Raw genomic sequence first — 23,037 nt, 5'->3', positions numbered from 1 at the left:
CAATGGTTCGGACAGTTTTTGAGGAGGGTAATACCGTTTCTCGATAGGTTTTACCTTCCCACGCGCCTGCTGGAATTGCGCTACGCTTCATCCTGGCCCACCAGTTAAAAAGTCAAAATCTACCGGGAATTGGTATAAGGTCGGAGGGTAGCCGCACCGGGTCGATGGTGGGTAGGGTGGAGTTGCGAACAACCACCGACCCGATGGAGGACCCGATGCGGCTACTGGACAGTGTACTGGCGACTTTGAAGGTGAGCCAACCCCTTCAGCGGGTTCTGCGTGAAGTGCTGATGCTCCTGCTGATCGTGCCGGGGCGGGCGACGTTCCGCAACCTGAGCCGCTACAGTGGCTATGACGAAAAGACCTTCAGCCGGTGGTTTCGACGGGAGCTGGACTGGGCCGGGTTGAACGTGGCGGCGATCCGGGCGGTGGTGCCGGGCGATCACGCCTCGGTGTGGGCGTTCGATCCCAGTTTCATCCCTAAAAGTGGGAAAGGGACTGCGGGTCTGGGGCGGTTCTGGAATGGCGCCGCCGGGCGGGCCAAGCCGGGCTTGGAAATAAAGACCTTGGCGTGGGTGGATGTGACCGCCAACACCGCCTATGCCTTCAGCACGGAGCTGACCCCACCCGAACCGGCGGCCACGCACGCCACGACCGCTGACGCCGGGGCCACGGCCGAGTCACCCGCCCAGCCCAAGGGCAAGGGCAAGGGCAAGGGCAAGGGCAAGGGCAAGGGCAAGGGCAAGGGCAAGGGCAAGGGCAAGGGCAAGGGCAAGGGCAAGGGCAAGGGCAAGGGGCAAGGGCAAGGGCAAGGGCAAGGGCAAGGGCAAGGGCAAGGGCAAGGGCAAGGGCAAGGGCAAGGGCAAGGGCAAGGGCGTGTCCTCCTCGGCCGAGGGGGTGAGGCGAGCCGGGTCGATGCCTACTTGGCGCATTGGCAACGGGTGATTCCCCACCACGACCTGGTGACACGGCGGTATCTGACCGCCGACGGCTATTTCGGCAAGGTCAAATTTGTCGACGGGGTCAAGGCCCTGAACCTGGAGTTGATCAGCAAATGACGGCGGGATGCCGATTTGCGCTATCTCTATACCGGCCCCTATGCCGGTCGGGGTCGACCCCGGCTCTACGACGGCAAGGTCGACCTCAACCGGCGCGAGCGCTTGACCCCGGTGGCTTTCCCCGACCCGGAGCTGATCCTGGAAACGGTGGTGGTCCACGCGCCGCGCCGGCGCCGCCGTCTCCGGATCGTGGTCGTGACCCACCGCCACCACAGGGGTTTAGCCGTTCTGTTCAGCACCGACCTTGACTTGGATCCGGTCACGCTGTACCGCTATGACGTCGCCCGCTTCCAGATCGAATTGCTGTTCCGCGACAGCACGCAGTTCGCCGGCCTGACTCACGGCCAAGCGCGTGATGTCGCCGCTCTGACCTTCCCTGTCAACGCCAGTCTGAGCGCGGTCTCCCTGAGCAAACGGCAAGCGGTGCATACCCTCGGTCACCTGCCAGTGCCCTTTTCCATGGCCAGCGTGGTACGTCGCTGTTTTAACGAATATTTCCTCAAGAAAATTTTAGCGTGTTTAGCCGACGGTCGGCGCTTGGTCGAAAATAGCCCCGCCTATGAAATCCTTTGTAATCACGGCATCATTCATCCCGTTGCCGCCTGAAAACTGTCCGAACTATTGACTTATATAGTTCAATCATATTGATAAACAAGGCCGAGCGCCCCAATCGAATGGATTGGTCACTGGATAATAACGTAGAAGTATTGAGAACCAACCAATTTATTTTTATTTTTTTAGCCAGCGGAAATGAACCTAACTCAAGATTCTTGCACTCGGCCGATTCACCATCAATACACATTGCCGGAAACCAATTCTCATCGGATTTTCGTGTCCAGCTTTATGCTGAAATCGATTCAATTCATTGCGGCGGGCATCCGATCTCGTCGAGATTCAGGACACCCCGTCCCAACAGGACGGGGATAAATCATTACCGCCGCCGCCCGCCTCTATCCGCGCCGAGCGGTTTTGCGGAAAGCATCGTATCGGCGGCGCTGGGTTTGTTGAGCAAAATACATCGGCATAATGCTCTCGACCGAACGAGGAACGATGCCGATCGCTTCCATCCCGTTACAGGAGCAGACGCTGTCCACCTGTAGGGAAAGGAAATTGTCGGTGGTGAAGATTTTCACCGGCAGCAGGCCGAGAATCTTGCCCTGCAACCGGGCCAGCGAGTCCGGCAGACCGACGACCAACCGTTTCAGCTCCAGCATCCGGGCGATATCCTCGACCAGTTCCTTGAAGGTGTAGACGCGCGGCCCACACAGTTCGTAGCTCTGGCCGATGGTCGCGTCGTTTTCCAATGCCGTTTCGAAAGCCTGCGCCACGTCGCCGACATAAACCGGGGCGAAACGGGAATTCGGGCAGGCCAGCGGCAGTACGCGGGCAAGCTTGAGCATATTGGCGAACTGGTTGAAGAAATTGTCGTCCGGCCCGAAGATGATCGAGGGCTTGAACACGGTCACGGCCAGGTCCTTGGCTTGCATGACTTGTTGTTCGCCCTCGCCCTTGCTGGACAGATACTGGCTCGGCCCCTTGGCGGCGTCGGCGTGCAGGGCACTCATGTGCAGCAGACGTTTGACCCCGGCCGCGTGGCAGGCTTCCGCCACTTTGCCGGGCAGCTCGACGTGAACGGCGCGGAAAGTTTGCTTGGAGAATTCGTGCAAGACGCCGACCAGATTGATGACGACGTTACAGTCGGAGAAGTGTTGCTGGAGCACCGTGGGATCGTGCACGTCCGCCTCGACCAGTTCCGCGCCGGGCAAAACCTCGATTTCCCGATGCCGGTGCGGATAGCGCGTCAAGACTTTGACCGGATACCCTCGATTGGCCAGCCGCGCGACCAGATGCCGGCCGACGAAGCCCGTGCCACCCAATACGCAGATTTTTTGAACTTTCATGTCTGTGCCTGCTCCTCGCTGTTCTTATGCCGCCCGCGGCGAACGGGCGCCACGGAATGATCGTTGTCGGGCGGGGACATGCCCGATGATTCGCCCTTACAATAGCGCCGCGTGTTAAGTGGGTTCGGCGGCCGATTCGAGGCAAAATTTACCATAGATCGGCGGGACGCTCCTCTTCAGCAATGTTGATGCAACAAGGATAACCCGATCTTGGAAGCAATTTTATCGACCCTGTTGTTCTACCTGACGCTGGGCCTGTTCGCCGGCGTCATGGCCGGCCTGCTCGGCGTGGGCGGCGGGCTGATCATCGTGCCGGCCCTGGCCTGGATTTTCCATCACCAGCAAGTCAGTGACGCCATCACCATGCATCTGGCCATTGGCACCTCGCTGGCGACCATCGTCGTCACCTCGATCTCCTCGGTGCGTGCCCACCACCGGCGGGGCGCGGTGCTGTGGCCGATCTTCTGGCGGCTGACGCCGGGCATCGTCGTGGGGGCTTGGCTGGGGGCGGCCATCGCCGACGCCCTGCCCAGCGCGGTGTTGAGCAAGGTCTTCGCCGTGTTCGTCCTGACGGTGGCGGCGCAGATGGGGTTCGGCGCCAAACCGGCACCGCACCGCGATCTGCCCGGCACGGCCGGCATGCTGAGCGCCGGCGGCGTGATCGGCGCGGTTTCGGCCATCGTCGGCATTGGCGGCGGTTCGCTGACCGTGCCATTCCTGACCTGGTGCAACACGGCGATTCGCCAGGCGGTGGCCACTTCTTCCGCCTGTGGTCTGCCCATCGCATTGGCCGGTACCCTGGGCTTCATCGTCACCGGGCTGAATGCCGCCGGCCGGCCTGATTGGAGCCTGGGCTATATCTACGGCCCGGCGCTGGTCGGAATCACGCTGACCAGCATGCTGTCGGCGCCGCTGGGCGCGAAGTTGGCCCATACCCTGCCCACCGATGTGCTGAAGAAGGTATTTGCCGTGTTTTTGACGCTGGTGGGCGTCAAGATGCTGCTGGGCTGAATGCGATGACCGAAAAATCGCCAACAGGCCGGGAGAAAAGAGGGTGATTGGCACCCTGGTGAACACCGGCGCGGTGGTGGCGGGCAGCGCCATCGGCCTGGCGGCCGGAACGCGGCTGCCGGAGCGCATCAAGCTCGTGCTGATGCAGGCGCTGGGGCTGGCCGTGGTCGCCATCGGCCTGCGCATGGCACTGGAGGCTCAACATGCCCTGCTGGCGATCGGCTGTCTGCTGCTGGGCGGCATCACCGGCGAATTGCTGCGCATCGAACAGCGGCTGGACAATCTGGCCGAAACTCTGAGCCGGACCTTGCGCTCCACCTCCAGCCGCTTCGTCGAAGGCTTCGTCACCGCCACCCTACTGTATTTGACCGGCGCCATGACCATCGTCGGTTCGATTCAGGACGGCACCCTCGGCGACCCCAGCGTGCTGCTGGTCAAGGCGTTGCTGGATGGCGTCGCCTCGGTGGCCCTGGCCTCGTCGCTGGGGGTCGGGGTGATGGTTTCCGCCGTACCGGTGCTGCTGGTGCAGGGCGGCATTACTCTATTGGCGGCGCAATTGACGTTCCTGTCGCAACCGGCGGTGCTGGACGCCATCAATGCCACTGGCGGACTGCTGATTCTCGGTATTGGAATCAATCTGCTGGAAATCGGCCGGATTCATGTGGGCAATCTGCTGCCGGCCTTGCTGTACGCCATCATTGGCGCGTTGCTGTTTCCCTAGATTTCGCGCTGCGTCAATGCCCGCAAGCGCCCGAGGCGAACAAACCATCATGCACAATAGGCTGAAACAGGCGGTGCTAGGCGTCGCTTTCATTGTTTTTCCAATGACTCCTCTTGCGGTCTTGGCCCAGGCGAAGACCATGCCGCCGCTGCCGGTCAAGGCCGCGCCGGTGACCCGTGCGACGCTTGATGTCGAAGTCACGGCGGTCGGCACCTTGCGAGCCGATGAAACCGTGGTAGTCCGCCCGGAAATCGCGGGCCGGGTGGCGACCATCCATTTCAAGGAAGGCCAGACGGTGCGCCAGGGCGAACCGTTGGTGACGCTGGATCAGGATGAATACAAGGCGCAACTGACCGGTAGCACCGCGCAAGTGGTGTTGGAGGAGCTCAGTTACCAACGGCTTTTGGACCTGCAACGTCAGAAGCTGGCCAGTCAGCAGAATCTGGACGAGGCCAGAGCCAAGCTGGATGCGGCCCACGCCCAGCAAGCGCTCGATCGGATCCGGCTGGAGAAAACCGCGATCCGCGCGCCGTTCGCCGGAACCGTGGGCTTGCGCCAGGTCAGCCCCGGTGCCTATGTCAAGCCAGGCGATGACATCGTCGCGCTGGAAAGCCTCGGCGCGATGAAGCTGGATTTTCGGGTGCCCGAAACCTATCTGGCGCGGCTGGCGGTGGGTCAGCGGCTGGCGGCACGGGTGGACGCCTATCCCGAGCAAAGCTTTGAAGGCGCCATTTACGCTATCGAACCGGCCCTGGACGCGGAAACCCGTACCGTGCTGTTGCGGGCGCGGCTGCCCAATCCGGGTAACAAGTTGCGACCGGGCCTGTTCGCCCGGGTCGGTCTGGTGCTGGAGCAGCGGAAAAACGCCCTGGTCGTGCCGGAACAAGCCATCGTGCCGGTGGGCCAGGCCACTTTCGTCTACCGGGTGGTGGACGGCAAAGCGGCGATGACGCCGGTCAAGCTGGGGCTGCGCCGACCCGGCCTGGTGGAAATCCTGGAAGGCGTGAACGCCGACGATCTGGTGGTGACCGACGGGCAGTTGAAGATCCGCGACGGCGCCCCGGTGGCGGTGTTGCCGCCGGCGGGCGATCAGCCACCGGCCGCGCCCAAGGGATAGGTCGCCATGTTCCTCCCCGAACTCTGCATCAAGCGCCCCGTACTGGCGACGGTGATGAGCCTCGCCATCATCCTGATCGGCGTGATTAGCTTCCTGCGGCTGCCGGTGCGCGAGTATCCCAACATCGACGCGCCGGTGGTGTCGGTGCGCACCGTTTATCCGGGCGCCAGCGCCGAGATCATGGAAAGCCAGGTCACCCAGCCGCTGGAGGATTCGCTGGCCGGCATCGAGGGCGTCCGCACCATCAAGTCGGTCAGCCGCGAGGAAGTCAGTCAAGTCACGGTCGAATTCCTGCTGGAGCGGGATGTGGACGCCGCCGCCAACGACGTGCGCGACCGGGTGGCCAGGGTGCGTGGCCAGTTGCCGGACGAAACCAAGGACCCGGTGGTGGCCAAGATCGAGGCCGATGCTCAGGCCGTCATGTGGCTGGCCTTTTCCAGCGACCGGCACGGTGCCCTGGAGATTACCGACTACGCCGACCGCATCGTCGTGGATCGCTTGCAGGCGCTGCCGGGCGTGGCCAGCGTCATTATCGCCGGCGAGCGGCGCTATGCCATGCGGCTGTGGCTGGACCGCGACCGGATGGCGGCCTACGGTCTCACCCCGAAGGATGTGGAAGACGCCCTGAAGCAGCAGAACGTCGAACTGCCCTCCGGGCGCATCGAATCGCGTCAGCGCGAATTTTCGGTGCTGACCGAATCGGATCTGCGCACCCCGGCGCAATTCAACGACCTGATCCTCAAGGAAGCCAAGGGTTATCCCATTCGCTTGCGCGACATCGGTTATGCCGAAATCGGCGCCGCCGACGAACGCAACGCGGTGCGGGTCAACGGCAATCCCTCGGTTGGGATGGGCGTGGTCAAACAGTCCACCGCCAACACGCTCAGCGTGGCGCAGGGGGTGCGAGCGCTGCTGCCCGGCATCACCGCCAGTCTGCCGGAAGGGATGAAGATTCAGATCGCTTACGATGGTTCGGTCTTCATCGAAAAGTCCATCGAAGCGGTTTACCACACGATGGTCGAGGCCCTGGCGCTGGTGGTGGCGGTCATCTTCCTGTTCCTGCGCAACTGGCGGGCAACGCTGATCCCGTTCATGACCATCCCGGTGTCGCTGATCGGCGCGTTCATCTTTCTCTACGCCCTCGGCTTTACCATCAATACCTTGACCCTGCTGGGCCTGGTGCTCGCCATCGGACTGGTGGTGGACGATGCCATCGTGGTGTTGGAAAACATTCATCGCCACATCGAGGGCGGCATGAGGCCGTTCAAAGCGGCGCTGCAAGGCTCCCGGGAAATCGCCTTCGCGGTGGTGGCGATGACCCTGACGCTGGCGGCGGTCTTCACTCCCCTGGCGTTCATGACCGGCAACACCGGCCGGCTATTCACCGAATTTGCCTTCACCGTGGCGGCGGCGGTGCTTGTTTCCGGCTTCACGGCGCTGACCCTGACGCCGATGATGTGCTCCAAATTGCTGCGTCACGAAAAGCGGCACCATTGGCTGTTCAACGCCAGCGAACGCTTTTTTCTGGCGATGAACGCCGGTTATCGTCGCGCGCTGATCCAGGCGCTCAAGTTGCGCTGGTTGATCGTGCTGATCTTTTTCGCCACCGGGGCCGGGGCCGGTTGGTTGTTCCTGCATCTCAAGTCGGAGCTGTCCCCGCTGGAGGATCGCGGGGTATTCATCGGCGTGATCGTCGCGCCGGAGGGAGCGACCCTGGCCTACACCGATGGTTACGCCCGGCAATTGGAACAGTTTTATAAAAACATTCCCGAGGTGATTTCCTACTTCTCCTTCGTGGCTCCGGGTCTGGAAAAGCCCAACCCGGTGAACAGCGCGCTGTCCTTCGTGCGGCTGAAGCCCTGGGAGCAACGCCAGCGCAAGCAGCAGGACATTACCAGGGCACTGGCGCCGAAGATGTTCGGCGGGTTGCCCGGCGTGCTGGCGTTCCCGATCAATCCCCCGTCGCTGGGCCAGAGCTTTCGCAATCCGGCGGTGCAGTTCGTGATCCAGGCGACCAGTTACGCCGAATTGCAAACGCTGGTGGATCGGATGCTGGCCAAGGGCCGGCAATATCCCGGCATGGTCAATCTGGACACCGATCTGCGGTTGAACAAACCGCAACTGTCCGTCGTCCTCAAGCGCGACAAGATCGCCGCCGTGGGCGCGGATGTCGAGGAAATCGGCCGGACCTTGGAAACCTTGCTGGGCGGGCGACAAGTCACCCGCTTCAAGCGGGAGGGCCAGCAGTACGACGTGATGGTGCAACTCAAGGATCGGGACCGCGAACAGCCCACCGATCTGACCGCAATCTTCGTGCGTGGCCGCGACGGGCAACTGGCGCAGCTGGCCAATCTGGTCGAGGTACGGGAAACCGTCGCCCCCAAGGAATTGAATCACTTCAACCGGCAGCGCTCGGCCGTGCTGTCCGCCAACATCGCGCCCGGTTACACCCTGGGCGAGGCACTGGATTTCATGGATCAAACAGCCAAAGAGGTGTTGGGGGAGGACGCGCGAACCGAACTGGACGGCCAATCTCGCGAGTTCCGCGAATCCGGCGCGACGCTATACGTGACCTTCGTGCTGGCGCTGGTCTTCATCTATCTGGTGCTGGCGGCGCAGTTCGAAAGTTTCGTCTCGCCGTTCGTGATCATGCTGACCGTGCCGCTGGCGGTGACCGGGGCGTTGCTGGCGCTGTTCCTGACCGGCGGCACCCTGAACGTCTACAGCCAGATCGGCCTGGTGATGCTGGTTGGCCTGATTACCAAGAACGGCATCCTGATCGTCGAATTCGCCAATCAGTTGCGGTTGACCGGACTGGATCGGCGCGAGGCGGTGCTGGAAGCGGCGACCCTGCGGCTGCGGCCGATCCTGATGACCACGCTGGCCACCGTTCTCGGCGCGATCCCGCTGGCGCTGGCGGTGGGCGCGGGCGCGGAAAGCCGCCAGCAGATCGGTTGGGTGATCGTCGGTGGGCTGCTGCTGGGCACGCTGCTGACCCTGTCGGTGGTGCCGGTGGCCTATACCCTGCTAGCGCGCAAGGTCCACCACAGCGCCGAGGAAGCGGCGGAACTGGCGGAGCGGAAGGCGATGACGACTGAACCGGTGGAGATATAGCGCTCCCAGCCCGGCCGTGGAATCTCCCCCCTTGGATAAGGAGGGGTGGCGCACAGCGCCGGGGTGGTTCGAACCGGTGATTCCACCTGTCAGACAGGAGCGCTATATCCAGGGCCAACGCCTGAGTAGCGGTCGAATGGCTTCATCTTGAAGGCTGAGCCGACCGTTATACCTTCAGCGTGCGGGGCCCACGGTGCAAGTGCCCCCTCATCATGCAGGAGCTTATCTCGTGGCTCCCAGGTTTTCCCCGGCGAACAGCGCCGCACCGATCATGCCGGCCAGATTGAGAAACTGGGCGGGCACGACAGAAGCCTGCACGGTAATCCTCGGGGCAAACTTATGCAGCTTTTTGCTGGCGCCGCCACCGAGCACGATCAGGTCCGGCCAGAACAGTTTTTCCATGGTCATCAAGTAACGATTGAGTCGATCGCCCCAGTCTTTCCATTTGAGCTGCTGGGCGTCACGCACGGCTTCCGAAGCGTAGCGTTCGGCCACCAAACCGTTATCGAGCATGATATGGCCCAGCTCGGTATTCGGCAGTAGTTGGCCGTCGCTGAACAGGGCCGTTCCAAGACCGGTGCCAATCGTGACAATCAGCACCACCCCGGCCACATCCTTGGCGGCGCCGAACCGCATCTCGGCCAACCCGGCAACGTCGGCATCGTTCGCGACTTGGACCGGGCAGCCGGTTTGCTTCGAAAAGTAATCAGCCACCGGCAATCCGATAAAAGCAGGGTCAATGTTCGCCGCGGTACGGGCAACACCATGCTGGATGGCGGCTGGAAATCCAATGCCGATGGGGCCGGACCAATGATGTTGATCGATAAGATCTTGGATTGTGATGCCGACAGCCTCGGGGGTCGCCGGACGAGGCGATTCGATACGAATACGCTCGCTCAGCAACTCACCGGTCGTGGTCTCGATCACGGCGCCCTTGATCCCCGTCCCGCCCACGTCGATACCTAGGATCTTCATGATATTTTGCCATCCCCTTTCAATCTTTATGCAACGATGCCGCCTGTTGGGTCCACTTGATCCACCGATTGGCGGCGCGACCGCCCCTCCACCCACTTTTCCGAGGAGAACGCGAAAATACGGGTAAAATAGAGGAAACCGATCCCGATGGAAAACGCAGCGCGAAGGTGGGAACCATGCTGGCGAAGCTCAAGAATTACAGCCCGCTGATCAATCTGATACCCAACACCGCCATCCAATTTCTGGATTTCGGTTGCAATCTCCACGAAACACGGGTGTCGCGGGCGTTTCTGACGGAATCCGGCGCGGACGGACGGCCGCTGTTGACCGCGCTGTATGCCGACGATGCCAGTGGCCAGTTCATCACCCAGGACGGCCGGACCGCCCAGCCGGAACAGGTGTTTTCCTTCAACGCCGCCAAGGCCGCCGCGTTGTTCGACGGCGTCTGGCTGCCGCTGCCGTTCCCACGCATCCGCGAGCCGCACCCGGACGGTCACCACCTGTTCGACAAGGGACCGGTCAACTGGGCGCGGGCGCGGTTGGTGGAATTGCCGGCGCCCGACGCCGACGGCCACACCCATCGCGTCACTTTGGCGTTCGACACGCAACTGCTACCGACCCGCGAGGGCCGGCCCTATCTCGCTCCCAGTCCGCTGGACATGCAGTCCGGCGAGGAATTCGCCCTGAGTGACGCCGAAGCCGACACCGGCTGGTTTCTGGAGCAGGAATGGGTGCGCGAGTGGCTGCACCAGCGGTTTTACGCCTACGAACGGCGTCGCCGCGCCCCGCGCCGGGTGGACGAAACCGAACTGCGCGCCAGCCCGGACGCGCCAGCCGCCTGGCTCACCGTGCTGACGCTGTTGCAACGAGCGGTACGACCCCCGCGGCTGCGCTTCACCTTCGTGGACAGCGGGCCAGCCGCCCGGCTCAACCGGCCGGTGGACGTGGATCTGGTGCTGGACATCGGCAATTCCCGCACCTGCGGCATGCTGATGGAAAGCAGCGGCGACGATCCGGTGGACATGAACGACAGCTACCGCCTGGAATTGCGTGATCTGAGCCAGCCGGAACGGGTCTATGACGAACCGTTCCCCAGTCGGGTCGAGTTCGTGCGCGGTGGGTTCGGCGACGAAAAACTGTCGCGGCGCAGCGGTCGCAGCGCCTTCTTGTGGCCGACGGTGACCCGGATCGGTTTCGAAGCGCAGGCCCTGTCCTATTTCAGCCACGGCACCGAGGGCAACACCGGCCTGTCCAGCCCCAAGCGCTATCTGTGGGACACCGACCCCCGCCATCACGCCTGGCGTTTCAACCCCGGACCGGACGGCGCCGGCGGCGACAGCGGCCCGGTCACCACCGGCCCATTCGTCGGCCAACTGCGCGAGGACGGCGAGGAATTGACGCCCGGTGAGCCGCCGGCGGTGACGGCCCTGTTCTCGCGCGGCGCCCTGATGAGCTTTTTCGTGGCCGAGGTGCTGCTGCAAGCCTTCGTGCAGATCAACTCGCCCGGCCGCCGTTACGAACGAGCCTATTCCGATGCGCCGCGCCGTCTGCGACGGGCGATTCTGACCCTGCCCACCGCCATGCCGCTGGCCGAGCGCAAGCTGTTCACCCGCCGGGTCAACACCGCGATCCGGCTGACTTGGCGGGCGCTGGGGCTGGAAGAGGATCAGGCGCCGGAATCGTTCCTGCAATGGGACGAGGCGACCGGCACCCAGATCGTGTTCCTCTACAACGAGATCAAGCACAATTTCCAGGGCGACGCCGCGCTGTTCTTCGAGGTGTTCGGGCGGGTACGGGAAAGCCATGGCGAGGCGCCCTGCCTGCGGCTGGCCAGCATCGACATCGGCGGCGGCACCACCGACCTCATCATCACCACCTACCAGTTGGAAGGCGGCACGGCGGTCAAACCCACCCAGGAGTTTCGCGAGGGCTTCAACATCGCCGGCGACGATGTGTTGTGCGGGCTGATCGAACGCAACGTGCTACCGGCCCTGCTGGAGGCGATCCGCCACAGCGGCGCGGCCAACCCCGAGGAACTGCTGGCGCGGCTGTTGGGCGCCAATCGCGGCGATCAGGCCGAGCGCGACCGCACCCTGCGCCGGCAATTCGCCAATCAGGTGGCGCTGCCGCTGGCGCTGGCGCTGCTGCATCGCTACGAAAATACCGATCTCAGCACGACCAACGAAGCGGTGACCCTGAAACTGGCCGATGTCTACCCGCCGGGCGCCGGACCGCATGAACAGGTGGTGGCGTTTCTGGAGGACGCGGTGCGCGCCGCCGGCGGTCAGGGCTTCCAATTGGCCGAGGTGGCGATCGCCACCACCATGCTGGCGCTGGACACCACGGTGCGCCGCATTCTCGGTCAGGTGCTCAGCGATCTATGCGAGGTGGTCCACCTGTACGATTGCGACTACCTGCTGATTTCCGGACGACCCTGCCGACTGCCGGCGGTGCGGGCGGCGATTCTGGCCAAGCTGCCGGCGCCGCCGGATCGCATCGTCAGCCTGCACGCCTACCGGGTCGGCGACTGGTATCCGTTCCGTTCGGTCGGCGGCCGGCTGAGCGACCCCAAGACCACGGCGGCGGTTGGGGCCATGGTGTGCGCGCTGTCGGAAGGACAGTTGTATAAGTTCAATCTGCGTAGCCGCGATCTGGGCATGAAATCCACCGCTCGCTTTATCGGCGTGCTGGAGCAGACCGGCCGGCTCAAGCAGGAGAGCGTACTGTTCGCCAATCTGGAGTTGGAGGATCGCAAGACCCGACTGCCGGAAGCGACCTTCGATTTCTACGCGCCGGTATTCCTGGGGTTTCGGCAACTGAACGTCGAGCGCTGGCCGGCTTCGCCCCTGTATCGGATCACCTTCGCTCACCCGCAGGATGCCCGCTCCAAGGCGCTGCCGCTCAAGGTGACGCTGGAACGCTCCACCGACGAGAACGTCGATCTGGATTTCAAGGTGCTCGACGTGAGCGACGCCGCCGGCAACCAGCAACCGAGCGGCGTGGTGCTGTTGAAGCTGCAAACCCTCAAGGACGAATACGGCTACTGGCTGGACACCGGCATCTTCTCGATTTCCGCGCGGACCGGCGATGCGCCGCGCCATTGATCGCCCGTACCATTACCTCCCGGAGTCACGACCCTTGTGAGTGCAATCCCTCTGCATCCCAGCTTGCAAAAACTGGCCGCCGTGCATCGCCGTCGCCTGCGCCTGCTGGGGCTGCTGTTCTTCATGGGCATGGCCGGCGTTCTGGTATTCATGATGAGCTTCGCCCTGACCTACCGCGACATGGTCAACCTGTTGGTTTTTGCGGTTGCGGGTTTGGTGATGTTGCCGGGAATGGCGCTGGCGGGCGCTTTGCTGTGGCGCCTGGAACGCCGGCAGACACGGCGTTTGGGCACGGCCAATCAAATACTGCGGGAAAGCGCGCCGATGCGTGCCCGACTGGCGCCGACCGGCTTGAGCAATCGCGTCGGGACCCTGGTGGCGGTGCAGCCTGAAACGCGAGCCCGGCCGTCGTTGAGCGGACCGTTTTTTGCGCTGCTCGACCCAGCGCGGCGCTGGGACCGCGCGCCACGACACGAGCTGACGGTCCAGTTGTATTGCGCCAAGTTGGAGCCTGGTCAGGAACTGGTCGCGCTTCAGGACAACGGCGGCGCCTTGCTGGGCAAGCTGGTTGCTCTGGACAGCCACCGTCGCCAGACGATATGGATGACGGTGGCCGCGCTGGGCCTGATTGTACTGGGAACAGGGGTACTGGCGGTGCTGGCAACCGGCGACTATCGGGAATACCAGCGGCTCGGCCAGGCCCAGCGACTCGCTGTCGCCAGCGAAAACTGGCCTCCAACGGCGGGTACGGTGCGCGACGCTTCGGTGATCACCCTGCGAATTCCCCGGGGGAAAACTTCGCTGACCGGCTATCGGGCGCGGATCGAATTCGAGTACGTGGTGGCGGGAACCGCTTATCGCGGCGACCGCCTGAGCTTCTGTCAGCCACCCAGCCTGGAAAAGCAAGCGGTGGAAACACGGCTGACCCAATACCCAAGCGGGGCGCCGGTCGAGGTCCGTTACGATCCGGCCGATCCGGCCCGCGGCGTGCTGGAATCCGGCCGCGCCGAGGCGTGCGAGCCGCTGTTGGCAACGGCATGGCGGGACCTGCTGCTGTCACTCGGGTTGCTGGCGTTGCTGGCGTTGCTCGGCGTGGCGGTGGTTTGGGAGTTTCTCAAGCAGCAACGAGCGTTTCGTATCTGGGCAAAGCCCCGCTGAATAACCGACCGTCAAACCTGGAAATGAGATCGAAGTGAGCTAAAATACACTACATCTATTCCTAGGTTGAGAGCGAATTTGTATGCTCCACAGGACACAACCAAGCCTTCTCGACCGGGGTCGCGCGCACGATGGTTTATTGCGCGAACACCATGTTCGCCTGCAAACGGCACTGGACGCCGCCCGGATGCGGTTCTTCGCGTGGTCGGTCACGGTGGAGGAACCGGTTGCCGCCGATCTGCTGGCGCTGACCTGCCGAGAGGATAGTGAGCGGGTGGCGGGGATTATCAGGCAGGCGTGCGCGGCGCGCGGGCGGTTCCTGGCCGAGTTTCGCGGCCCCGACTCGGACGATGGCACGGCGTGGTTCATGGCGCGCGGGCAAGCGTTTCAGCAAGATGCCGGGACCGACGTCATCGCCATCGTCTGGGATATCACCGAATTCAAGTCGGCGGAACTGGCGCTCTACGAGAACGAGGAACGATTCGAAGCCATCGTCGATTCGCTCAACGACGCCGTATTGCTTCAGGACGGCCAAACCGGAGAGATTCTGTATACCAACGGTCGGGCGAGCGAAATGTTCGGCTATGGCCGGAGCGCTTTCCGGTGTCTGAGCTTTGGCGCCCTTTGCACGGAGGACGAACCCACTCAGCGTGAGGCGCTCGACCGGCTGGCGCGGGTCTTCGAACACAACGAGCCGCAGTGCTTCGAATGCCGCGCCCAGGACGCCGGCGGTTGCCAGTTCTGGATCGAGGCCAGCGTCCGTGCCGCCCAGATTGGCAATGCGCGGCGCTTGGTGGTGGTGGCACGCGATATCGACGACCGCAAGACAGCCGAACAGTCCCTACTGGAAAGTGAACAGCGCTATCGCATGCTGCTGGATTTATCGCCGGACGCCATTTTCGTGCATCGCGACGGTGTCATGACGATGGCCAACCGCTCCGCGCTGCGCCTGCTAGGCGCCGAACGCGAAGAACAGTTGCTGGGCTTGCCATGGACGGAGCGGATTCACCCCGATGATCACGAGGCGGTGGCGCAACGCCTGCGGGCGTTGCGGGACTCCGAACAGACGATCATGTTGCCCACCATGGAACAGCGCCATCTCCGGGTGGATGATTCTCCGATCGAGGTCGAGGTGATGTCGAGCAGCATCATGCTGGCCGAAGGGCGGGCGGTGCTGTCGGTCGTCCGCGATATTACCCAGCGCAAGCAGGATGAAGCGCGCCTCAAGTCCCTGCTGGCACAACAGGAAGCCATTCTCGACAACGCCTTGGTCGGCATCGTGCTGCTCAGGCAGCGCGTGATCACCCTGTGCAATCGCCGTTTCGAGGAACTCTTCGGCTACGCGGAAAGCGAAATGCTCGGCCACAAAACTCTCATCCTGTATCCGACCGAGGAGGATTTTCGGGCGACCGGCGAACGTGCCTACAGTGCCCTGGGGCGCGGCGAGACCTATGTGGAGGAACGGTGGCTGAAGCGCAAGGACGGCAACCTGTTCTGGGGTGGCCTGAGCGGCCGGGCGCTGGATGCGAGCCGACCCCAGGAAGGGAGTGTCTGGATCTACAGCGATCTGACCGCGCAACAGCAGGGGCGCGAGCGGCTACAACTGGTGACGAGCGTGTTCGAAAGCGCCGCCGAGGGGATCGTGATCACCGATCCCGATCAGGTCATTCTGGCGATCAACCCGGCGTTTAGCGAGATCACCGGTTATTCCGCCGAGGAAGCGATCGGCCGGAAACCCAATCTCATCCAATCCGGCCGACACGATGCGGCGTTTTTCCAACAGATATGGCGGGTGCTCGAACAGGACGGCAAATGGCGCGGCGAGATCTGGAACCGCCGCAAGAACGGCGAGGTTTATCCTGAATTACTCTCCATCAGCACGGTGAAGGACCAGGCCGGTTGCATCACCCACTATGTCGGCGTTTTCACCGACATCGCGGCGATCAAGGACTTCGAGCGGCAACTCATCTTCCTCGCCCATCACGATCCGTTGACCGAGCTACCGAACCGGGTTCTGTTCAATGACCGCCTGACCCAGGGCATTCTGCACGCGGCTCGCGACAACACCCGCCTGGCCGTGCTGTTTATCGATCTGGACCACTTCAAGAATGTCAACGACACCCTGGGCCATCAGCTTGGCGATCAGCTGCTGCAAATGGTGACCGAGGAACTGCGTAAGACGATTCGCGCCTGCGACACGCTGGCGCGGCTGGGCGGCGATGAGTTCATCTTGCTGATCGAGGATATCGGCGGCTATCGGGATGCCACGATGGTGGCTTGCAAGCTGCTGGCCGTCTTCGAAAAAACGTTTTTACTCGTGGAACACGAAATCCATATCTCCGCCAGCATCGGCATCAGCTATTACCCGGACGACGGCCGGGATTGCGACGAGCTGGTGAAAAACGCCGATGCCGCCATGTATCAGGCCAAGGCCAAGGGTCGCAATAACTACCACCGGTACGCTAAGGAAATGACCGCTCATGCCCTCGACCGCTTGCATCTGGAAGCGATGCTGCGGCATTCGGTGAAGAACGACGAGTTGCTCGTCCATTTTCAACCGCAGGTGGACATGGCCAGCGGCATGCTGATCGGCGCCGAGGCGCTGGCCCGCTGGAACCATCCCGAACTGGGTCTGATCCCGCCTGGAAAGTTCATTCCCCTCGCCGAGGAGACCGGCTTCATCGTTACGCTGGGAGAGTGGGTGCTGCGGGAATCCTGCGCGAAACTGCAAGCGTGGCGCGCGGCGGGCTATCGCATCGACAGAATTTCCGTCAACTTCTCGATCCGGCAATTCGAATGCGGCAATATGACCGGCTTGATCGAGGCTGTCCTCGCCGACAACAGATTGCCGCCCGAATGTCTGGAAATGGAAATCACCGAGTCGTTCATTATCAAGGCCGAGGATGCGTTCCGTTTTCTCGAGGATCTCCGCGCGCTCGGCGTCCATCTGGCGGTGGACGACTTCGGTACCGGCTATTCCTCGCTGATGTACCTGAAGCGATTGCCTATTCAACGGCTTAAGATCGACCGATCCTTCGTGGCGGACATCGGCTGCGACGCCAATAACGAAGCTATCATCCGCGCCATCATCATACTGGCCAAAAACCTGGGGCTGTCGGTGATCGCCGAGGGCGTCGAGACCAAAATGCAGGCGGATTTCCTGCTGCGCGAGGGCTGCGCCCACGGTCAGGGCTATTATTTCGGCCGACCGTTGCCGGAAGACGAGTTCGTCGCGCGCTGGTTGTCCACTTGAACTCCCATCCTTGGCGGCATTCTGGCCGATTTCGGGGACAGGGGTACGGTGGTGGCACTGGGCTTGGACATTCTTGATCGGCTTAACAGGGCATTTGAAGGCTAATCAGCGGATTACAGTCGCGCAACATAACCGTGCAACGTCGGCACCATCACAAACGACCGCATTACCACCTGGACTTCTGTCACAAGCATAACTTCTCGCCGACGGCTCACCCGAATTTGCCCACCTCACACACCGCAACCCTGGCAGGCCGCCCGCCCCAGAAAGTAGGCCGCTTCCGCCTTCAACCATACTTCCCCCTCAGCGCCCAGGCATTCGAGAGATCCCTCCAAGGCGATTTCGCCTTGCAGTGTGTCCCCTTGGAGATCGCAGCCGAGCTTGAGCACGACCGGTTCGTTCGCGCTGCCCTCCCGGCCCAAAGGATACAGCGCCACTCGAACATCCAGCGCCGCCGTGGCCACTTCCAAGCGTTCCACCACCCCATCGGCCCGTTCGTAACCCGCCGCCCGGCATCGCTCCAACAGAGCGAACAGCAGTTCGCGCGCCACAAATGCTCGGAGAGACTCCAAAATCTCGCTCAGGCCCGCCTCGGCTTGGCGCAAGCGTTGGGAACAAGGGCGCTCCTGTTCGTTTTCCTGCCCGATCACCTGTCTAAGCTCGGCAAACGCCCGAGGCAGCGCGCCCGAGTGAAAGCCCGGTCGCAGCAAGGTATACAACGTCTCCCGATGCGGCCCGAAATGCGCCACTTGCACGCGGTCAGGATGATTGGCGCGATACAGCTTCCAGTTCTCCTTCAACTCCCAACCCAGAAATCCGAACAGGCCGGGCGACAACAACACGGTCACGGTGGCCAGCGGCAAGCTGAGAAACCGCGGCAGGATCGGGTCCAGCAGTGCCAGCAGCGTAGCCGTCAACACGGGAAAAAATGGCAGCATCAGCTTGTCGGCCACCATGACCACCGGAAAGTGCTTGATCGGATTGATCTGGGGTTCGATCAACACCGCCGCGTAGAAATGGATGAGATAGCTGAGCGCGCGCCACGGCGGGCCGACGATGGCCTTGACCATCATCATGTTGCGTCCCTCGTCGCGGTGATGACTAACCACTTCGTCCACCCGATGCAAACCCTGTTCAATGCCCTGCATCAACCAGCCGAACAGGTCGAGCACCCAATGAACCAGACTGATCAGCAGGTGACGATGCACTCGGCGCCAGAAGGCGACGAAGCGGGTAATGACGGCATCCAATAGCCGTCGCCCCGCCTGGCTGTTGCGCAGGATGCTGCCCAAGGTGAAACCGAGCAGCAAGAAAGCGGGAAACCCTTCCACGCCGAGACCGAACCCGCCCGCGACACCGATCATCGGCAACGCCAAGACCAGGCCGATCAGCAGCGGTTCCAGCAAATAACGCGAACCTTTCCGAACCAGGGGATAGCGAAACCAGCGGGCCGTTCGACCCCAGCGCAGCCATCGCGTCAAACCCTGATACAAGACCTTGGCGAACAGCCCGCGAAACCCCTTGCCGAGACTGCTCACCACCGCCCGTCCCCGCTCGGTATAAAGGACGACGATCAAGCCCACGCCGACCCCCAGGACCCACTCCGGACCATCCAAGTGGACCGGACCTCGCGCCATCGGCAGCAAACTCAGTAGATACCCCAGCGCTTCCAGTCCGATGAAGGCAACGCCGAATGGCAACAGCAGAAATCGGGTGATCCAGCGCCCGGCGGATGTGCCAAACAGCGGCGCGCTCAACTGCTGCAAACCCTTCAGGTAAAACTCGCCGGGCTGGTAAACCCCCGGCAGCGCGGCGCCGGCCTGGCGGTTGAAACGCGCCAGGCGATCCCCCAGCAACAGCTCGCGCCAATTCGGGTCCGGCAACCGCAATTCGTTGCGGGCCACGCTGTCCCGCAGATCGGTGAAGCGTAGATGCCAGCGCCGCAGCACGATGTCGAACAGCTCTTCCTGAAGCACGTTCCGCGCAACCTGCTGGCGAAGATCGCCAGGGAGAAAGTCGGCGGTATCGAGCAGACCGTGAAGACGCGGCAGCACCTGCTGGCGGAGCCGTTGGCCGATCCGATCGCCCAGAGTCCGCAAGGGCGCGCTGAAATAGCTCACCTCGGCCCCGGACCACGGCGACTGGTCGAGATAGGTTTTCGCGGCGTTCAGGACCCGCAGGGCCTTGAGCGGACCCTGAAACGGCAGTCCCAGCCGCCACGGTTGCCGGCCGCCGCTCCACAACCAGACGACCGGTTGCAAGCGGTAATAGCCGGTCCGTCCCTCCAGAAAAATCCGCTCCAGACCGTGCAACAGGCGAGAACATGGGCTGGAGAGCCGCGTGGTGGCGGGTTCGTCCAGCAAGCGTTGCATCAAGTGCTCCAGCACTCGGGTGGACTGCGCATCCAGCCTCCAGGTCGCGGCGAGGCCGTGGGCCAGCGCCTCGATGATCTCCTCCTGTCGTTCCTCCAGAATTCGCGCGACCGAAGCGGATTCCCCCTTTCCTTGCGGGACGGAGCTGTGAGGAAGCGGAAAAATACCGACGAGTTCCCGATACTGGTGAACCGCCACGCACAGATACCGCAGCGCCGTGCCATAACGACCGGCCATCTCGGCCCTGAAGGCCACCTGGACACCGCGATGAAACAGGCGCAAGCGCGCGTCGAGAACCCATTCCAGTGGCGCGCCATCGCCCCGCGCGACCGACCGGCGATTCAAGCGCATCGCCAACCATTCCATGGCCGGCGTCATGCGGCCGGTCAGATCGCGCCAGCTCGAAACGATCCAGCTCGGTTTCCGCGTCAGGGTGGACGCCTGCCGCAACGCTTCCCGGCAACGCGCCTCGACCTGCAAGGCGATCCGGTCGCATGACGCCGCCGCCCGGTTTGGACCAGTCCCGCCGCGGGCATTTCCGGGCAAGCTTGGCGCGGGTTTCGCCAACAGGGGCAGAATGGTATTGGCGCCATCGGCCAAATCGGGATCGTTCCGGCCGAATGGTAGCCACAGCGGCAATTCCGGCTCGTAATCCGGGGCGCCGTGAAAACCGGATGGACGACTTCGGGTCAAAAGGTGCGGCCAGCGGCTGCCGTGCCGGGGCGGTGGCAGGTCCAAACCGCTATTTTTCAGCCAGCGATCCAACCCGCCCCAGTCCTGGATGGCCGGAAAAAAGTAAGCCCGCGCGCCGGGAATGAAATAGCGCAAATAGGTCAAAAACCCAACCAGATGACGGCACAGCGTTTCGTTGTCCAAACCCAGCACAACTCGTTGGTCCTGTTCGAGCAGGCTCCGCGCCTCGCGAAACGCCTTCTCGCCGATCTGCTGGACCCAACCGCGCGCGCCAAACGAATCCTGGTCCTGATTGTCGTGGCGAGCCATCTGCCAGGCGCGCGCCACCTCGGCCGCGAAGCGACGGCCCCAGTAAGCACGCAACCAGTGCTCGGGAGTCTCGGCGGTCAACTCCTGGGCCGATGGCATCGGCAAAAGAATCACCCAATCCGGTAGGTTGAGCCCCTCGATGACCGACAGCGCATCGGGATTCTCGTCCTCCAGACCGATCAGCAGGATCTCTCGCGGTATCAGGTAATAGCGGAGCAGCGGGATGGCCGGGCTCGATGAGTCGTCGCCCAGATGGCGGCGGATCAAGCGCCGTAACATGCGGGGATGAAAGAGAAATACACCCTCCGCCGGCCGGAGCACGCGCCGTCGAAAGGCTCGTGCCGTCAACTGGGCAGACATGACGATGACCGACTCCTCATAGTCTTAAGCTATCTTTTGCTTCGTTATATTTGATTTTTCATAAACCCTGTTTTTTGCGACAGTGGATTCCACAAGCAATGTCGCCCGCATCACTCACAAGAATGCCATGATGCGCGAGACACGGATTCTCGCCGCCACCGCCGGCCCTGCCACTACCTGTAACATACCGATCCACCATCGAAAAGGAGAGCACCATGAGTGACCCAAAGAAACTGACCACCAATGCCGGATGTCCAGTCGCCCACAATCAGAACGTGATGACGGCGGGGCCGCGTGGCCCGCAACTCTTGCAGGACGTCTGGTTTCTGGAAAAACTTGCGCACTTCGACCGCGAAGTCATCCCCGAACGGCGCATGCACGCCAAAGGTTCGGGTGCCTATGGCACTTTTACCGTCACCCATGACATCACCCAGTACACCCGAGCCAAGATCTTCTCCGAAGTCGGCAAGAAAACCGAGTTGTTCGCCCGTTTCACCACCGTGGCCGGCGAGCGCGGCGCGGCCGACGCCGAGCGCGACATTCGCGGTTTCGCGCTGAAGTTCTACACCGAGGAAGGCAACTGGGATCTGGTCGGTAACAACACGCCGGTCTTCTTTCTGCGCGATCCGCTGAAATTCCCCGACCTGAACCATGCCGTGAAACGCGACCCGCGCACCAATCTGCGCAGCGCCAGGAATAACTGGGATTTCTGGACCTCGCTGCCCGAAGCGCTGCACCAGGTCACCATCGTCATGAGCGACCGTGGCATTCCCGCCACCTATCGCCACATGCATGGCTTCGGCAGCCACACCTTCAGCTTCATCAATGCCAGGAACGAGCGCTACTGGGTCAAGTTCCACTTCAAGTCGCAACAGGGCATTCGCAACCTGAGCGATGCGGAAGCCGAAGCGCTCATCGGCAAGGACCGCGAGAGTCATCAGCGTGACCTCTACGACAGCATCGAAGCGGGCGACTTCCCGAAGTGGACGCTCAAGGTGCAGATCATGCCCGAAGCCGACGCCGCGAAGGTACCCTATCATCCCTTCGATCTCACCAAGATCTGGCCGCACCAGGATTATCCGCTGATCGATGTAGGTGTGATGGAACTGAACCACAACCCGGAAAACTTTTTCGCGGAAGTGGAACAGTCAGCCTTCAATCCCGCGAACGTGGTGCCGGGCATCGGTTTCTCGCCCGACAAGATGTTGCAGGGACGGCTGTTCTCCTACGGCGACGCCCAGCGCTACCGGCTGGGCGTAAATCACCATCTCATTCCGGTCAACGCGGCGCGCTGCCCGGTCCACAGCTACCATCGCGATGGCACCATGCGCGTCGATGGCAACCACGGCGGCACCCTGGGCTACGAGCCGAACAGCTACGGTGAGTGGGCGGAGCAACCGGATTTTACCGAGCCGCCGCTGAGTCTGGAGGGCGCGGCCGATCACTGGAACCACCGCGAAGACACTGATTATTACTCGCAACCCGGCGCGCTGTTTCGCTTGATGTCGCCGGCGCAACAACAAGTCTTGTTCGAGAATACCGCGTGTTCCATTGCTGAAGCACCGCGCGAGATTCAGATCCGCCATATCGGCAACTGCCTGAAGGCCGATCCTGCTTACGGCGCGGGCGTCGCCAAGGCCTTGGGCATTGCGTTAAGCGATGTTCCCGTATAGGAAAACACAGCTCACAATGGGGGATTGATGCGGACCTTGGCGCAGGACGACCCCACGCTACAGCCACTACATCCGCCGGCGGCGGGTGTAGTGTTCGTGGCGGGACCACCACCCCGGCGCGCGCCGAACCGGAGTATCCCGGCCGGCACGAAAATCCGTAGCACGACCAGCGCGGCGATGACCACAATCAACAACGCCAAACCATCCTGCCACATCAT

Annotated in this window: 14 protein-coding genes; 10 read left to right on the top strand and 4 right to left on the bottom strand. The window is 62.5% G+C overall.

From position 1 onward, the window contains the following. The first annotated feature begins 182 nt into the window (after positions 1-182). Both IPM89_12130 and IPM89_12125 read left to right on the top strand, forming a co-directional pair. Positions 183-1,058 (top strand): transposase, encoded by an 876-nt coding sequence (locus IPM89_12130; GenBank protein ID QQS53611.1) that lies wholly within the window; start codon positions 183-185, stop codon positions 1,056-1,058. Between the two features lie 15 nt (positions 1,059-1,073). Further along, a complete protein-coding gene (locus tag IPM89_12125; GenBank protein QQS53610.1) occupies positions 1,074-1,664 on the top strand; it encodes a hypothetical protein in 591 nt (196 codons plus the stop codon). A 344-nt stretch (positions 1,665-2,008) separates the two neighbouring features. On the opposite strand, the gene IPM89_12120 is transcribed toward IPM89_12125, so the two are convergent. Then, positions 2,009-2,959, bottom strand: a complete 951-nt coding sequence (locus tag IPM89_12120) for a complex I NDUFA9 subunit family protein (protein ID QQS53609.1) — start codon at positions 2,957-2,959, stop codon at positions 2,009-2,011. Between the two features lie 219 nt (positions 2,960-3,178). On the opposite strand from IPM89_12120, the gene IPM89_12115 reads away from it, so the two are divergent. The 4 genes from IPM89_12115 to IPM89_12100 all read left to right on the top strand — a co-directional run bounded on the left by IPM89_12115 (position 3,179) and on the right by IPM89_12100 (position 8,922). Beyond that, complete coding sequence (locus IPM89_12115; GenBank protein QQS55903.1) at positions 3,179-3,970, top strand: sulfite exporter TauE/SafE family protein; 792 nt, start codon at positions 3,179-3,181, stop codon at positions 3,968-3,970. A 43-nt stretch (positions 3,971-4,013) separates the two neighbouring features. Then, the gene (locus IPM89_12110; GenBank protein ID QQS53608.1) at positions 4,014-4,691 is read left to right on the top strand and encodes a DUF554 domain-containing protein; all 678 of its coding nucleotides are present in this window, start codon (positions 4,014-4,016) and stop codon (positions 4,689-4,691) included. A gap of 103 nt (positions 4,692-4,794) precedes the next feature. Next, positions 4,795-5,808: an efflux RND transporter periplasmic adaptor subunit gene (locus IPM89_12105; GenBank protein ID QQS55902.1), complete on the top strand. Its 1,014-nt coding sequence runs from the start codon at positions 4,795-4,797 to the stop codon at positions 5,806-5,808. 6 nt (positions 5,809-5,814) lie between these two features. Further along, complete coding sequence (locus IPM89_12100; protein ID QQS53607.1) at positions 5,815-8,922, top strand: efflux RND transporter permease subunit; 3,108 nt, start codon at positions 5,815-5,817, stop codon at positions 8,920-8,922. A gap of 222 nt (positions 8,923-9,144) precedes the next feature. On the opposite strand, the gene IPM89_12095 is transcribed toward IPM89_12100, so the two are convergent. Further along, positions 9,145-9,897, bottom strand: coding sequence for an ROK family protein (locus tag IPM89_12095; GenBank protein QQS53606.1), 753 nt, complete (start codon positions 9,895-9,897; stop codon positions 9,145-9,147). Positions 9,898-10,073: 176 nt separating this feature from the next. Between IPM89_12095 and IPM89_12090 the strand changes: the two genes are divergently transcribed. From IPM89_12090 to IPM89_12080, 3 genes are all read left to right on the top strand, one after another. Continuing rightward, complete coding sequence (locus IPM89_12090; GenBank protein ID QQS53605.1) at positions 10,074-13,001, top strand: virulence factor SrfB; 2,928 nt, start codon at positions 10,074-10,076, stop codon at positions 12,999-13,001. Positions 13,002-13,037: 36 nt separating this feature from the next. After that, positions 13,038-14,159, top strand: a complete 1,122-nt coding sequence (locus IPM89_12085) for a DUF3592 domain-containing protein (GenBank protein ID QQS53604.1) — start codon at positions 13,038-13,040, stop codon at positions 14,157-14,159. A 139-nt stretch (positions 14,160-14,298) separates the two neighbouring features. Continuing rightward, on the top strand, positions 14,299-17,412 hold the full coding sequence (locus tag IPM89_12080) for a PAS domain S-box protein (protein QQS53603.1): 3,114 nt from the start codon (positions 14,299-14,301) through the stop codon (positions 17,410-17,412). A 230-nt stretch (positions 17,413-17,642) separates the two neighbouring features. Here the strand turns inward: IPM89_12080 and IPM89_12075 are convergent, their stop codons facing one another. Beyond that, positions 17,643-21,146: a sulfite exporter TauE/SafE family protein gene (locus IPM89_12075; protein QQS53602.1), complete on the bottom strand. Its 3,504-nt coding sequence runs from the start codon at positions 21,144-21,146 to the stop codon at positions 17,643-17,645. A gap of 215 nt (positions 21,147-21,361) precedes the next feature. On the opposite strand from IPM89_12075, the gene IPM89_12070 reads away from it, so the two are divergent. Beyond that, positions 21,362-22,819 (top strand): catalase, encoded by a 1,458-nt coding sequence (locus IPM89_12070; GenBank protein ID QQS53601.1) that lies wholly within the window; start codon positions 21,362-21,364, stop codon positions 22,817-22,819. 11 nt (positions 22,820-22,830) lie between these two features. Here IPM89_12070 and IPM89_12065 read toward each other — a convergent pair whose 3' ends face one another. Further along, entirely contained in the window at positions 22,831-23,037 is a 207-nt protein-coding gene (locus IPM89_12065; protein ID QQS53600.1) for a hypothetical protein, read from the bottom strand.

It is taken from the genome of Candidatus Competibacteraceae bacterium (genome assembly GCA_016699715.1).
GTDB lineage: Bacteria > Pseudomonadota > Gammaproteobacteria > Competibacterales > Competibacteraceae > Competibacter.
Note: the sequence above shows the minus strand (reverse complement) of the source record. Positions and strands in the feature narration are given on the sequence as shown.

Coding starts and splice junctions, on each gene's coding strand:
- IPM89_12120 (QQS53609.1), bottom strand. CDS start 2,959: ATGAAAGTTCAAAAAATCTGCGTATTGGGTGGCACGGGCTTCGTCGGC.
- IPM89_12070 (QQS53601.1), top strand. CDS start 21,362: ATGAGTGACCCAAAGAAACTGACCACCAATGCCGGATGTCCAGTCGCC.
- IPM89_12100 (QQS53607.1), top strand. CDS start 5,815: ATGTTCCTCCCCGAACTCTGCATCAAGCGCCCCGTACTGGCGACGGTG.
- IPM89_12065 (QQS53600.1), bottom strand. CDS start 23,037: ATGATGTGGCAGGATGGTTTGGCGTTGTTGATTGTGGTCATCGCCGCG.
- IPM89_12090 (QQS53605.1), top strand. CDS start 10,074: ATGCTGGCGAAGCTCAAGAATTACAGCCCGCTGATCAATCTGATACCC.
- IPM89_12105 (QQS55902.1), top strand. CDS start 4,795: ATGACTCCTCTTGCGGTCTTGGCCCAGGCGAAGACCATGCCGCCGCTG.
- IPM89_12095 (QQS53606.1), bottom strand. CDS start 9,897: ATGAAGATCCTAGGTATCGACGTGGGCGGGACGGGGATCAAGGGCGCC.
- IPM89_12075 (QQS53602.1), bottom strand. CDS start 21,146: ATGTCTGCCCAGTTGACGGCACGAGCCTTTCGACGGCGCGTGCTCCGG.